At 63.6% G+C, this 12,396-nt stretch carries 13 protein-coding genes; 5 read left to right on the top strand and 8 right to left on the bottom strand.

The annotated features are described in order from the left end of the window. Positions 1-31: 31 nt before the first annotated feature. Entirely contained in the window at positions 32-418 is a 387-nt protein-coding gene (locus SJI00_RS16850; RefSeq protein WP_322462838.1) for a hypothetical protein, read from the bottom strand. 148 nt (positions 419-566) lie between these two features. On the opposite strand from SJI00_RS16850, the gene SJI00_RS16845 reads away from it, so the two are divergent. Together SJI00_RS16845 and SJI00_RS16840 are read left to right on the top strand one after the other, a co-directional pair. Further along, the gene (locus SJI00_RS16845; RefSeq protein WP_322462837.1) at positions 567-764 is read left to right on the top strand and encodes a heavy-metal-associated domain-containing protein; all 198 of its coding nucleotides are present in this window, start codon (positions 567-569) and stop codon (positions 762-764) included. 94 nt (positions 765-858) lie between these two features. Continuing rightward, complete coding sequence (locus SJI00_RS16840; protein WP_322462836.1) at positions 859-2,034, top strand: multidrug effflux MFS transporter; 1,176 nt, start codon at positions 859-861, stop codon at positions 2,032-2,034. Here SJI00_RS16840 and SJI00_RS16835 read toward each other — a convergent pair. Next, positions 1,991-2,182 carry a hypothetical protein gene (locus SJI00_RS16835; protein WP_322462835.1) on the bottom strand — a complete coding sequence of 64 codons (192 nt, stop codon included), beginning with the start codon at positions 2,180-2,182 and terminating at the stop codon, positions 1,991-1,993. The two genes, SJI00_RS16840 and SJI00_RS16835, sit on opposite strands and share 44 nt — an antisense overlap. 507 nt (positions 2,183-2,689) lie before the next feature. Between SJI00_RS16835 and SJI00_RS16830 the strand changes: the two genes are divergently transcribed. Beyond that, positions 2,690-3,400: an ArsR/SmtB family transcription factor gene (locus SJI00_RS16830; protein WP_322462834.1), complete on the top strand. Its 711-nt coding sequence runs from the start codon at positions 2,690-2,692 to the stop codon at positions 3,398-3,400. 24 nt (positions 3,401-3,424) lie between these two features. Here the strand turns inward: SJI00_RS16830 and SJI00_RS16825 are convergent, their stop codons facing one another. The 6 genes from SJI00_RS16825 to SJI00_RS16800 form a co-directional block, all read right to left on the bottom strand. Continuing rightward, entirely contained in the window at positions 3,425-4,372 is a 948-nt protein-coding gene (locus SJI00_RS16825) for an adenosine deaminase (protein WP_322462833.1), read from the bottom strand. Positions 4,373-4,488: 116 nt separating this feature from the next. Continuing rightward, positions 4,489-5,844 carry an 8-oxoguanine deaminase gene (locus SJI00_RS16820; RefSeq protein WP_322462832.1) on the bottom strand — a complete coding sequence of 452 codons (1,356 nt, stop codon included), beginning with the start codon at positions 5,842-5,844 and terminating at the stop codon, positions 4,489-4,491. Positions 5,845-5,963: 119 nt separating this feature from the next. After that, positions 5,964-6,650, bottom strand: coding sequence for an SDR family oxidoreductase (locus SJI00_RS16815; RefSeq protein WP_322462831.1), 687 nt, complete (start codon positions 6,648-6,650; stop codon positions 5,964-5,966). 398 nt (positions 6,651-7,048) lie between these two features. Next, entirely contained in the window at positions 7,049-7,633 is a 585-nt protein-coding gene (locus tag SJI00_RS16810; RefSeq protein WP_322462830.1) for an IMPACT family protein, read from the bottom strand. Positions 7,634-7,642: 9 nt separating this feature from the next. Next, on the bottom strand, positions 7,643-8,305 hold the full coding sequence (locus tag SJI00_RS16805; protein ID WP_322462829.1) for a TetR/AcrR family transcriptional regulator: 663 nt from the start codon (positions 8,303-8,305) through the stop codon (positions 7,643-7,645). A 72-nt stretch (positions 8,306-8,377) separates the two neighbouring features. After that, positions 8,378-9,295, bottom strand: a complete 918-nt coding sequence (locus SJI00_RS16800; RefSeq protein ID WP_322462828.1) for a LysR family transcriptional regulator — start codon at positions 9,293-9,295, stop codon at positions 8,378-8,380. 119 nt (positions 9,296-9,414) lie between these two features. Here SJI00_RS16800 and aptA point away from each other — a divergent pair, with 119 nt between their 5' ends. Continuing rightward, positions 9,415-10,761 carry an omega-aminotransferase AptA gene (gene aptA / locus SJI00_RS16795; protein ID WP_322462827.1) on the top strand — a complete coding sequence of 449 codons (1,347 nt, stop codon included), beginning with the start codon at positions 9,415-9,417 and terminating at the stop codon, positions 10,759-10,761. A 70-nt stretch (positions 10,762-10,831) separates the two neighbouring features. Continuing rightward, the gene (locus tag SJI00_RS16790) at positions 10,832-12,325 is read left to right on the top strand and encodes a CoA-acylating methylmalonate-semialdehyde dehydrogenase (protein WP_322462826.1); all 1,494 of its coding nucleotides are present in this window, start codon (positions 10,832-10,834) and stop codon (positions 12,323-12,325) included. Positions 12,326-12,396: the final 71 nt, after the last annotated feature.

Genomic DNA, 12,396 nt, shown 5'->3' with positions numbered 1-12,396 from the left:
CACCAGCATCAACCTTGCCATGTGGTCAAGGTCAATAGCCCAAGCCTGCTCGGGTCAGGTGCAAGCCGTTCTGGCTCATCGAGATGCGGTATTTGTTGATCTGTCCGGCGCTCAGGTTCAGCTGTTGCTGGTGCTGGTTCACCAGGCCCGCGCCGCACCCGGGCGCTTGCCCTGGGAGCATGCGCAGGCGCACATCCACCGGCCCCGCAGGCAGGTTGAAGGCGGTCGACTGCTCCTGGAACAGGCGCCCGGTGAGCTGACCGTTGAGGTAGATGCCGATCTCGCAGTTGGTCGCCACTTCCAGACGCTCGCGGGAAATGATCAGCACGCTGTAATCCGAATTGCCTTCGGCGCTGGCCGGTGGCATGGCGCATAACGCGCCCAGCATCGCGGCCACACCCATCACTGCTCTGATCATCGACGCTCTCCTGCTCATTCACGGCTCAAGCGTTCCAGCTTGGCCGAGCTGCGCTGCGAATGCCAGCACGGTGCAACGTTAGCCCCTTGACCTTGCCGTGGTGGCAAGGTTGAGACTGTAAAAAACCACCCAGACGAGGCAACTGACGATGCAAGTATTCAACGTGCAAGGCATGACCTGCGGCCACTGCGTCAAGGCCGTCACTGCAGCAGTCCAGGCGCGCGACCCAGCCGCTGAGGTCACGGTCGACCTGGCCGCCAGGCAAGTCAGCGTGACGAGCCCGTTGGCGGCCCAGCAGATTCTTGAGTTGATCCGTGAAGAGGGTTACCAAGCCGAAGTCGCCTGAGGCCGGCTCACGCATCGCCAGGGGTCAGGTTTCCTCCCCTGGCGGCGCGTGGACGGGTAGACTGGCTATTTGCTTAGCCTGCTACGGATTCCCGATGAACCTACGAACCGTCCTTATCCTGGGCGCACTCAGTGCGTTCGGGCCCTTGGCAATCGACTTCTATCTGCCCGCCTTCCCGGCAATGGCCCAGGCCTTCGCCACCGATGCGCAACACATCCAGACCACCCTGGCGGTGTATTTCCTCGGCCTGTCGCTCGGGCAGCTGGTCTATGGGCCGGTCGCTGACCGTTATGGCCGGCGCGGGCCGCTGCTGTTTGGCGTGGCGCTGTTCATGCTCGCGTCCCTGGCGTGCGCCTACGCGCCGAGCCTGGAAACGCTGATTGCGGCCCGCTTCGTTCAGGCGCTGGGCGGCTGCGCCGGCATGGTGCTGTCGCGGGCGATCGTCAGTGACAGCTGCGATGCCGTGCAGTCGGCCAAGGTCTTCTCGCAACTGATGCTGGTGATGGGGCTGGCGCCGATTCTGGCGCCAATGCTCGGTGGGGTGATGGTCAACAGTGTCGGCTGGCAGTCGATCTTCCTGGTCCTGGCGCTGTTCAGCGGTGGCTGCCTGATCGCGGTCGCCCGAGGCCTGCCCGAGAGCCTGCCCAAACACATCGCTCGCGCCCCGCTGTCGGGGGCTGCGGGGCAGTACCTGCGCCTGCTGCGCGATCGCGTATTCATTGGCCATGCTCTGACCGGCGGCATCGCCATCGCCGGCATGTTCGCTTATATCGCCGGTTCGCCCTTCGTGTTCATCACCTTGTATGGCGTGCCTGCCGAGCACTACGGCTGGCTGTTCGGCATCAATGCCGCCGGTTTCATCCTCACCGCTCAGGTCAATGCGCGGCTGTTGACCAGGCTCGGCCCGACCGCGCTGCTGGCCAAGGCTGTATGGGTGTACCTGGGGGGCGGCCTGCTGCTGTTGCTCATGGCCGCCCTGCATCCGGCACAGTTGTGGCCGCTGCTGGTGCCGCTGTTCGTATGCATGGCAAGCCTGGGCTGTATCATTCCCAACGCCTCGGCGTGCGCCATGGCCGGCAAGGGCGGGCGTGCCGGCAGCGCCTCGGCCTTGATGGGGTGTCTGCAGTTCAGCGTCGCCGCCGGAGCGGCGGCGCTGGTGGGCATCCTGGCCGATGGCAGTGCGGTGCCGATGAGCCTGGTGATCAGCCTGTGCGGTGTACTGGTGGTCAGTGTGGCGCTGCTGACGCGTCGCTGGCAGGCCATTGCGTAAGCGGATGAGGCGCGCGCAAGCGGGCCTCCAGTAGCGCCACGAAATGCCGTGCTTCGTCCTCGCTGCGAAAACTCACGACATGCTGATCGAGTTGCACCTGCCAGGGGCAGGTCCGATTGCGGTGGGATGTACTGACGACGATTCTCATCACCAAAGCCTCCACGAGCGTGCGAACAGCCAGTGTAGATCGGGCGTGGTGGTTCGCCACACCGGTCATCGTCGCGCTGATCGGGGACGTCCCTCAGCGTGATGTCGCTGAGTCTGCTTTTGCTGCAATCCCTGTGGAAGCAGGTTGTCGGCAATGTCGCCCGTCAGCTTGGATAAACCATGGCCAAATCGCCCTCCGACGCGTTGGCTAGGGGCAGTTTGCGAGATGGCCCAATGCCCTTAATGGACATAGTTCCTCCATGGGTGGCCTGACCCTCTGCACTTGCCCGCCTCCTGCATGTTCAGCGCTGTCCAGCGCCTGCTTTGTCCCGGCTTATACTCGCCCTGGCCGCCCGCCTGAGGCGGTCGTTTCGGCACTTCGCAAGCGAAGTGCGGCCGGTGGCCAGGGACCGTTCAGAAAGCCACCCATTGTTCGTCAGCCGGTTGGCCAGTCCAGGCGCCTGCCTGGGTCGGCCCCGAACGCTATCTCGTAGGGAGCAACGCAGATATGAAAGCAGTGAGCAGCATCAGCCGTATCGCCAGTCTGATGGCCGACCCCAAACGCAGTGCCATGCTGTGGGCGCTGATCGACGGCACACCACGGCCTACCGCAGAGCTGGCGACGATGACCGGCCTGACCTGCTCGTCGGCCTGCGCTCACCTCTCGCTGCTGTCGACGGCCGGCCTGCTGAGGCTGGAATCGCGCGGGCGCAAGCGCTACTTCCGGCTGGCCACCCCCGAGGTCGGCGCGGCGGTCGAGGCACTGGCGAACCTGGTGGTCGGCACGGATCAGCCGCGGCCGGGAGCCTTTCCCTTGCAGATTCCCTTGTCGATGCGCCGCGCACGGTTGTGCAATGATCATCTGGGCGGTGAACTGGCGGCCGAGCTGTACCAGCGCCTCACCGATGCCGGCTGGTTGGAGCGGCATGGCGAGCAGTGGCTGGTGACCTCCTCGGGCAGGCTGGAGCTAGAGCGCATCGGCGTATTCATCGATGCACTGGCGCCTCAGCACAGCCGAGGCGGGGTGATCTGTCATTGCAGCGAGTGGAGTGACCAGGGCCCGCACCTGGGCGGCGTTTTGGGGCGGGCCCTGTTCAAGCTGTTCGTGCAATCGGGCTGGGTGCGCGAGCAGGAGGTAAGTCGTGCGTTGCAGGTCACCCCACTGGGCCTGCAGCACATCAACCGGATCGCCCGCGTCACCAGCCTGCAGGTAGGCTAGCCGTGCCGGGCGTCCGCCAGGTCGTCAGACCAGTCGAGCGTCCAGGCTGTTCTGCGCCAGGCGCTGCGCCTGGTCCTGGGTCATCCCCAGGTGCTGGTGCAGGGCATGGAAGTTCTCGGTCACGTAGCCGCCGAAGTAGGCCGGGTCGTCGGAGTTCACCGTGACCTTCACGCCGCGCTCGAGCATGTCGAGAATGTTGTGCTGGCTCATGTGATCGAACACGCACAGTTTGGTATTGGACAACGGGCACACGGTCAGGGGGATCTGCTCGTCGATGATGCGCTGCATCAGGCGCTCGTCTTCGATGGCCCTCACGCCGTGGTCGATGCGCTTGATCTGCAACAGGTCGAGCGCCTCCCAGATGTACTCGGGCGGGCCTTCTTCGCCGGCATGGGCCACGGCAACCAGGCCTTCATGGCGAGCGCGGGCGAATACGCGCTCGAACTTGCTCGGTGGATGGCCCTGTTCCGAACTGTCCAGGCCTACGGCAACGAAGGCGTCACGGAAAGGCAGCGCCTGGGTCAGCGTCTTCTCTGCGGCTTCTTCGCTGAGGTGGCGCAGGAAGCTCAGAATCAATCCGCTGCTCACGCCCAACTGCTGTTGGCCATCGCGCAGTGCCTGGCCAATGCCGTTGAGCACCACTTCAAAGGCAATGCCGCGATCGGTGTGGGTTTGCGGGTCGAAAAACGGCTCGGTGTGGATCACGTTCTGCGCCTTGCAGCGCAGCAGGTAGGCCCAGGTCAGGTCGTAGAAATCCTGCTCGGTCTGCAGAACGCCGGCGCCTTGGTAATAAAGGTCGAGAAACTCCTGCAGGTTGTTGAAGGCATAAGCACCGCGCAGCGCTTCGACATCATTCCAGGGCAGGGCGATCTTGTTGCGCTCGGCCAGGGCGAACAGCAGCTCAGGCTCAAGGGAGCCTTCCAGGTGCATGTGCAGTTCGGCCTTGGGCAAGGCATTCAGCCAGTCATACATGTGTATCAGTCTCGATCAGGAACGGTTGCGCCTATTCTACTGGAAAATTTTCCTACAACCGGGCCCGCGACCGATGGGCGCAGGCGCCTGTCATCGACGCGGGTAGGGCTGCGCGGTCAACCGTCCATGAGCTGCGCCGCTGCCTGCCGGTGCGATGCGATCAGACCCTGCACGTCCAGCCCCTCAATCTGGCCATCGAGCACTCGCCATTGGCCACCCACCATGACGCGGTCTGCCCGGTCAGCGCCGCACAACAGCAAGGCCGACAGCGGATCATGACTGCCGGAAAAACGCAGTTCGTCGAGCTTGAACAGCGCCAGGTCCGCCTGCTGGCCCACCGCCAGGCTGCCGATGTCATCACGCCCCAGCAACCGCGCCGAGCCGCGGGTGGCCCAGCCCAGCACGCGCTGCGGGGTGATGGCTTGGGCGCCATAACGCAGGCGCTGCAGGTACAAGGCCTGACGGGCTTCCAGGATCAGGTTCGATGCATCGTTGGACGCCGAGCCATCCACGCCCAGGCCGATGGTGGCGCCAGCGGCCTCCAGTGCCAGCGTCGGGCAGATCCCCGAGGCCAGGCGCATGTTGGAGCTCGGGCAATGGCACACCCCGGTGCCTGCAGCGCCCAGGCGCGCGATTTCATCCGCCTCGAAGTGAATGCCGTGGGCCAGCCAGGTGCGGGGTCCGAGCCAGCCAACGCTGTCGAGGTAGTCAATGGTACGCAAGCCAAAGCGCTGCAGGCAGAACGCCTCTTCATCAAGGGTTTCGGCCAGGTGGGTGTGCAGGCGCACATCCTGTGCCTGGGCCATCTCGGCGCTGGCGCGCATGATGTCAGGGGTGACCGAAAACGGCGAGCAGGGCGCCAGGGCAATCTGGATCACGGCGCCGGCACCGCGCTCGTGGTAGCTGTGGATAAGTCGCTGGCTGTCGGCGAGTATCACCTCGCCTTGCTGCACGGTCTGCTGCGGTGGCAGGCCGCCGTCCGCTTCGCCCAAGCTCATCGAGCCACGGGTGAGCATGGCCCGCATGCCCAGTTTGCGGACCGCCTCGATCTGCACGTCGATGGCATCTTCCAGCCCATCGGGGAACAGGTAGTGATGGTCGGCCGCCGTGGTGCAGCCCGAAAGCAACAGCTCGGCCAGCGCCACTTCACTGGCCAGCGCCAAGGCCTTGGGCGTCAGCCGTGCCCAGACCGGGTACAGGGTCTGCAGCCAGGGAAACAACGGTTGGTTGACCACCGGCGCCCAGGCCCGGGTCAGGGTCTGATAGAAGTGATGATGGGTGTTGATCAAGCCGGGCAGCACGACGTGCTCACGGGCATCGAAAACCTGCTCGCAGGGCTCTGTGGGGCGGCCCCCCAAGGGAATGAGTTCGCGAATAACGCCGCCTTCGATGACCAGCCCGCCACGGGCGTCGAGGTCGTTGGCGGTGAAGATGGCAAGCGGGGATTTCAACCAGGTACGGATCGCAGGCATGGCGCCGGCTCCTCTGAAAATGGGTTCAGGTAAGCCAGCTCAGTGTTGCCCTGTCTGCTGATCCAGGTCCGCCGTGGGGCGAGGCGCTGAGTGTAGAGCCTCGCGCCATGGCATTCAATTCACCAGGTGAGCGCTTGGCCCTGGTAATCGATGAAGCGCAGGCCGGGATGGCCGCGTTGAGCGGTGATCTGTTCGACCAGGCCCCGGGTGCTGGTGGCCACGTCCAGCGGCGCGCTGTCGCCGCCCATGGCGGTCTGTACCCAGCCCGGGTGCATGGCCAGCACGGTCAGGTCGCTGCGCTGCAGTTGCACCACAAAGCTGTTGATCATCGAGTTGAGCGCCGCCTTGCTGGCTTTGTACAGGCAGATTTCGCCGCCATCGGGGCTTGCCACGCTGCCCAGCCCCGAGCTCATGAACGCCAGCACGCCATTGCCCTCACGCACCTGGGCAACCAGGCGGGTGGCAACGCGAATCGGTGCAACGGCATTGGTCATGAACAGCTGGCCGACATCGTCGAGCGTGACACTGTGTGGCGCTTGCGGCTGCGGGCCCATCACCCCGGCATTGATGAACACCAGGTCAAACACTTGGCCGCGCAGGCGCTCAAGCAACGCTTCGAGCTGCGCATCGTCGTTCATCTCCAGGGTTTCCACCTGCACGCCTGCCACGGCCTGCAGCGCCTGGGCCTTGTGCGGGTCGCGGACCGTGGCGGTGACATCCCAGCCGGCTTCGCGCAGTCGTTCGGTCAGGCCGAGCCCCAGGCCACGGGAGGCGCCGATGATCAGCGCGGAAGGTGTTGTGGACATTGCGACGCTCCTGTAACGGTCAAAGACCGTGGAGCATAACCCAGGGCCCGGCGGCACGGCGCATTGCCGTCGAGCCTGTGGAAAACCTTTGATCAAATAACAACCAATTCTCTGCAGGCCTTGCCACGCGCGGCTCACGGGGGATAGCGCACGGCTTATCCACAGGCTGCTCCACCGCAACTGTGTGCAATCACGGTGGCGGCCGGGGGAGGGTTTGCATCATCGCGATCATTGCGCGGAACTGGGGATAACCTGTTGGCATCCCGTGGACGAACGCCCGGCAAGTCGGCTCTGATCAATTATTGATCAAAAGTCTGCGCGCCTTGTAGCGCGTGGCCTACAGGGGTATGCCCCAAGCTTATGCACAGGCAGGCGCACAGTTGCTGTGCGCAACCTGGCTAGGGCTTGTGCAGGCGAATTCGCCCGCGGCTGAGGTCCGCCAGTTGTGGTTGCAGGGTGTCGAGGTGATCCTCGGCGAACGCCACTTGCAGGTCCACCCCATTGGCGGTGAACTGCTCATCCAGCACCAGGCCATCGACGTCGGCCAAGCGCAGTTTCACCAGCGCCAGCTCACTGAAAGCGCAGCTGCAGGTGAACAGGCTACGTTGCACCAGCAAGCGCTTGGCCGCTTGCTGCAGGCATTTGTTGGCGCCACCGCCATAGGCTCGGGCCAGGCCACCTGTCCCCAACTGAATCCCGCCATACCAGCGGATCACCAGCACCACCACCTGATCGCAATCCTGCGCCTCGATCGCCGCCAGAATGGGCCGACCCGCCGTGCCTCCCGGCTCGCCGTCGTCACTGCTGCGGTACTGGCCACCGAGCTTCCACGCCCAGCAGTTATGGGTTGCCGCCAGGTCGCTGTGCTCAGCGATAAAGCCCATGGCCTCGTTGGGCGTGGTGATCGGCGCGGCCAGCGTGATGAAACGGCTCTTGCGGATTTCTTCACGAAACTCGCACAGCTCAAGCAGGGTAGAGGGCATAGGTCCGGGTCAGACAGGCGATTGCACGCCGCAGCCTTTGAGAATGATGTGGATAAGGTTGTTGCTGGCATCTTCCATGTCCTGCTTGGTCAGGCGGCTACGGCCGGTGACCTGGCAGATCTGCGTGGCGAAGTCAGCGTAGTGTTGAGTACTGCCCCATAACAGGAAGATCAGGTGCACCGGGTCGACCGGGTCTATCTTGCCCGCCGCGATCCAGGCTTCGAACACCGCCGCCCGCCCGCGAAACCAGTCACGGTAATCGGCGGAAAAGTACTCGCTCAGGCACTGTCCGCCGCTGATCACCTCCATGGCGAAGATCCGCGAAGCCTGCGGATTGCGCCGCGAGAACTCCATCTTGGTGCGGATATAGCGGCTCAGCGCCTCGCCTGGATCGTCGTCAACGTGCAGGTGGTTGAAGGTGCTGTCCCACAACTCGATGATGTTGCTCAGCACCGCGATGTACAGACCCAGCTTGTTGGTGAAGTAGTAGTGCAGGTTGGCCTTGGGCAGGTCGGCCTTCAAGGCGATGGTGTTCATGCTGGTGCCCTTGAAACCATGACGGGCGAACTCGTCCTCGGCGGCCTGGATGATGGCTCGCTCGTTCTTCTGGCGGATGCGGCCGGCGGGCTTGCCCGAGGCAGAGAGGCGGTGCGCGGGAACTTCAAGGCTCATGGACGATTTCCGTCGGATGGGGGTGGTACCGATTGTCGGACAGAGTACCTGCCTGGGCGCACCTGACAAGCATTAGCGTGTGGCCGCCAGGCTATCGAGAAACCGCTGCAACACCAGATTCGGTCGCCGGTTCTTGCGCGTCACCCAGCTCAGCCCCAGGTCATGGAAACGCTCTTTGGGTTTGAGCGCCCGCAGCCGGCCTTGTTGTACCCACACGCTGGCATAGTGATCGGGCAGATAGCCGATGTAACGCCCGGTCAGAATCAGAAAGGCCATGCCTTCGCGGTCCGAGGCGCTGGCGGTGCAATGCAGCGCCTGATAGCACGCCTGCACGTGCGCCGGCAGGCGAAAGGTCGGAGCGATGGCATCCTGGCTGTTGAGGCGCTCATCATCGATGTGCGCGTCATCGGCAAAGAACAGTGGATGGCCCACTGCGCAGTACAGCAGGGAGCGTTCGCTGTACAACGGTTGGTACTCGAGCCCCGACAGCGGGCTGGTCTGCGGTACCACGCCAACATGCAGACTGCCATCGAGCACGCCTTGCTCGACCTGGCTCGGGGCGATCATGCGAATCTGGATATGCACTTCCGGCCCGCGGTCTTTCAGTTCCGCCAGCGCATGGGTGATGCGCATGTGGGGGAGGGTGACCAGGTTGTCGGTCAGGCCGATGTTCAGTTCACCGCGCAGGTGCTGGTGCAGGCCGTTGACCTCGGTGCGAAACGATTCCAGTGCGCCGAGCAACTGCAACGCCGACTGATACACCTCACGCCCTTCCTCGGTCAGCGAAAACCCGGCGCGTCCGCGCTGGCACAGGCGCAGCCCCAAGCGTTGCTCCAAGTCCTTCATCTGCTGGCTGATCGCCGAGCGGCCGATACCGAGAATGGTCTCGGCCGCCGAAAATCCGCCGCACTCCACCACGCTGCGGAAAATTTTCAACAGGCGTATGTCGAAATCACTGACCTGGGCGAGTGCCTCGGGGCGTCGGCTCATTAGTTTAGTGCGCCACTGACTGAAGGTTAGAAGAGTAGGGTTTTCCAGACTTTATCGCCGTGCCAGCTTATGGGCAATCACTCCCCATCGTTGTTTGATCGTCATTCGAGGAACCGCCGATGAACATGCCTGAAGCCGCGCCTGTCGGTATCGCCAGCCAGCTCAAGCTGGATGCCCACTGGATGCCCTACACGGCGAACCGTAATTTCCACCGCGATCCGCGTCTGATCGTGGCGGCCGACGGCAATCATCTGGTGGACGACAAGGGCCGGCGAATCTTCGACGCCCTGTCCGGGCTATGGACCTGCGGCGCTGGTCATACCCGCAAGGAGATCGCTGACGCGGTCAGCCGGCAACTGGCAACACTCGACTACGCGCCGGCCTTCCAGTTCGGCCATCCGCTGTCGTTCCAACTGGCCGAGCAGATCACCCAGCTGACCCCGGGTGACCTCAACCACGTGTTCTTCACCAACTCCGGCTCCGAATGCGCCGACACTGCGCTGAAGATGGTTCGCGCCTACTGGCGTCTGAAAGGTCAGGCCAGCAAGGCCAAGATCATCGGCCGTGCCCGTGGTTACCACGGGGTGAACATCGCCGGCACCAGCCTGGGCGGTGTCAACGGCAACCGCAAGATGTTCGGCCAACTACTGGATGTCGATCATCTGCCGCACACCGTGCTGCCGGGCAATGTCTTCAGCAAGGGCCTGCCACAAGAGGGCGGCATTGCCCTGGCTGACGAGATGCTCAAGCTGATCGAACTGCACGACGCCTCGAACATCGCGGCGGTCATCGTCGAGCCGCTGGCTGGCTCTGCCGGGGTGCTGCCGCCGCCGGTGGGCTACCTCAAGCGCCTGCGTGAGATCTGCACCCAGCACAACATCCTGCTGATCTTCGATGAAGTCATCACCGGCTTTGGACGCATGGGCGCCATGACTGGCGCTGAAGCGTTCGGCGTCACCCCGGATCTGATGTGCATCGCCAAGCAGGTCACCAACGGTGCCATCCCGATGGGCGCCGTGGTGGCCAGCAGCGAGATCTACCACACCTTCATGAACCAGCCGACGCCGGAGTACGCGGTGGAATTCCCCCACGGCTACACCTATTCGGCGCATCCCGTGGCCTGCGCCGCCGGTATCGCGGCGCTGGACTTGCTGCGCAAAGAGAGCCTGGTGCAGGCGTCTGCCGAGCTGGCGCCGCATTTCGAGACGTTGCTGCATGGCCTCAAGGGCAGCAAGAACGTGGTCGACATCCGCAACTACGGCCTGGCCGGTGCCATCCAGATTGCTCCGCGCGACGGTGATGCCATCGTCCGCCCATACGAGACCGCGATGAAGCTGTGGCAAGCCGGCTTCTATGTCCGTTACGGCGGCGACACCCTGCAGTTCGGCCCGACGTTCAATACCCAGCCGCAGGAACTGGACCGTCTGTTCGATGCCGTTGGCGAGCACCTGAACCGCGTCGACTGATCCGCGCCGCTTTGACGACGGGCACGCGCGCTGCGTGCCCCGACCTTCCTTATTGTTTACGGAGTTTTGCATGAGCATCGTTCAGCACCTGATCGACGGCCAGATGGTGTCCAACGGCGGCCGGACCGCCGATGTCTTCAACCCGGCGACCGGTCAGGTCACTGGCAAGGTTGAGCTGGCCAGCCAGGCGACCGTGCAGCAGGCCATCGACTCTGCCGCCGCAGCCTATCCGGCCTGGCGCAATACTCCGCCTGCCAAGCGGGCGCAGGTCATGTTCCGTTTCAAGCAATTGCTGGAGCAACACGAGGCACAGATTGCGCAACTGATCAGCCAGGAGCATGGCAAGACCCTGGAAGACGCCGCTGGCGAGCTCAAGCGCGGCATCGAGAACGTCGAGTTTGCCTGTGCTGCCCCGGAAATCCTCAAGGGTGAATACAGCCGCAACGTCGGGCCGAACATCGATGCCTGGTCCGACTTCCAGCCGCTGGGCGTGGTTGCCGGTATCACGCCGTTCAACTTCCCGGCCATGGTGCCGCTGTGGATGTACCCGCTGGCCATCGTCTGCGGCAACGCGTTCATCCTCAAACCGTCCGAGCGTGACCCGAGCTCGACCCTGTACATCGCGCAACTGTTGCTTGAAGCCGGGTTGCCCAAGGGCATCCTCAACGTGGTGCACGGTGACAAGGAAGCGGTCGATGCGCTGATTCAAGCGCCACAGGTCAAGGCACTGAGTTTCGTCGGCTCCACACCGATCGCCGAGTACATCTATGCCGAAGGCACCAAACGCGGCAAGCGCGTGCAGGCACTGGGCGGTGCGAAGAACCACGCGGTACTGATGCCCGATGCCGACCTCGATAACGCGGTCAGCGCGCTGATGGGCGCGGCGTATGGTTCCTGCGGCGAGCGCTGCATGGCCATCTCGGTGGCGGTGTGTGTCGGCGACCAGGTGGCTGACGCGCTGATTGCCAAACTGGAACCGCAGATCAAGGCGCTGAAAATTGGCGCCGGCACTACGTGCGGTCTGGACATGGGCCCACTGGTGACGGCTGCTGCGCGTGACAAAGTGGTTGGCTATATAGAAGAAGGCGTTGCGGCCGGGGCGCAGCTTGTCGTGGACGGGCGTGGTCTGCGGGTTGCAGGGCATGAAGATGGCTACTTCGTGGGCGGCACCTTGTTCGACAAGGTCACCTGCGAGATGAGTATCTATAAAGAAGAGATCTTCGGCCCCGTGCTGTGTGTGGTGCGTGTGCAGAGCCTGGAGGAGGCGATGCAGCTGATCAATGATCATGAATACGGCAACGGCACCTGCATCTTCACCCGAGATGGTGAAGCGGCGCGGTTGTTCTGTGACGAGATCGAAGTGGGCATGGTCGGGGTCAACGTGCCGCTGCCGGTGCCGGTGTCCTACCACAGCTTCGGTGGCTGGAAACGTTCGCTGTTCGGCGACCTGCATGCCTACGGCCCGGACGGGGTGCGCTTCTATACCCGGCGCAAGGCAATCACCCAGCGCTGGCCGCAGCGTAAAAGCCACGAAGCTTCGCAGTTCGCCTTCCCCAGCCTTTGATCTTGGAGTGGAGACACGCGAGGCGCAGGGAGCGCCTCGCGTGTATTTGAAGCGCTTTGAAACTTTCTCTG

This window comes from Pseudomonas gebzensis (assembly GCF_034427815.1).
Classification (GTDB): domain Bacteria; phylum Pseudomonadota; class Gammaproteobacteria; order Pseudomonadales; family Pseudomonadaceae; genus Aquipseudomonas.
Note: the sequence above shows the minus strand (reverse complement) of the source record. Positions and strands in the feature narration are given on the sequence as shown.

Bases quoted from the DNA above. Each gene is read 5' to 3' on its own strand.
- SJI00_RS16805 (WP_322462829.1), bottom strand. From the start codon at position 8,305: ATGAGCCTTGAAGTTCCCGCGCACCGCCTCTCTGCCTCGGGCAAGCCC.
- SJI00_RS16840 (WP_322462836.1), top strand. From the start codon at position 859: ATGAACCTACGAACCGTCCTTATCCTGGGCGCACTCAGTGCGTTCGGG.
- aptA (WP_322462827.1), top strand. From the start codon at position 9,415: ATGAACATGCCTGAAGCCGCGCCTGTCGGTATCGCCAGCCAGCTCAAG.
- SJI00_RS16830 (WP_322462834.1), top strand. From the start codon at position 2,690: ATGAAAGCAGTGAGCAGCATCAGCCGTATCGCCAGTCTGATGGCCGAC.
- SJI00_RS16825 (WP_322462833.1), bottom strand. From the start codon at position 4,372: ATGTATGACTGGCTGAATGCCTTGCCCAAGGCCGAACTGCACATGCAC.
- SJI00_RS16815 (WP_322462831.1), bottom strand. From the start codon at position 6,650: ATGTCCACAACACCTTCCGCGCTGATCATCGGCGCCTCCCGTGGCCTG.
- SJI00_RS16845 (WP_322462837.1), top strand. From the start codon at position 567: ATGCAAGTATTCAACGTGCAAGGCATGACCTGCGGCCACTGCGTCAAG.
- SJI00_RS16850 (WP_322462838.1), bottom strand. From the start codon at position 418: ATGATCAGAGCAGTGATGGGTGTGGCCGCGATGCTGGGCGCGTTATGC.
- SJI00_RS16820 (WP_322462832.1), bottom strand. From the start codon at position 5,844: ATGCCTGCGATCCGTACCTGGTTGAAATCCCCGCTTGCCATCTTCACC.
- SJI00_RS16810 (WP_322462830.1), bottom strand. From the start codon at position 7,633: ATGCCCTCTACCCTGCTTGAGCTGTGCGAGTTTCGTGAAGAAATCCGC.
- SJI00_RS16800 (WP_322462828.1), bottom strand. From the start codon at position 9,295: ATGAGCCGACGCCCCGAGGCACTCGCCCAGGTCAGTGATTTCGACATA.
- SJI00_RS16835 (WP_322462835.1), bottom strand. From the start codon at position 2,182: ATGAGAATCGTCGTCAGTACATCCCACCGCAATCGGACCTGCCCCTGG.
- SJI00_RS16790 (WP_322462826.1), top strand. From the start codon at position 10,832: ATGAGCATCGTTCAGCACCTGATCGACGGCCAGATGGTGTCCAACGGC.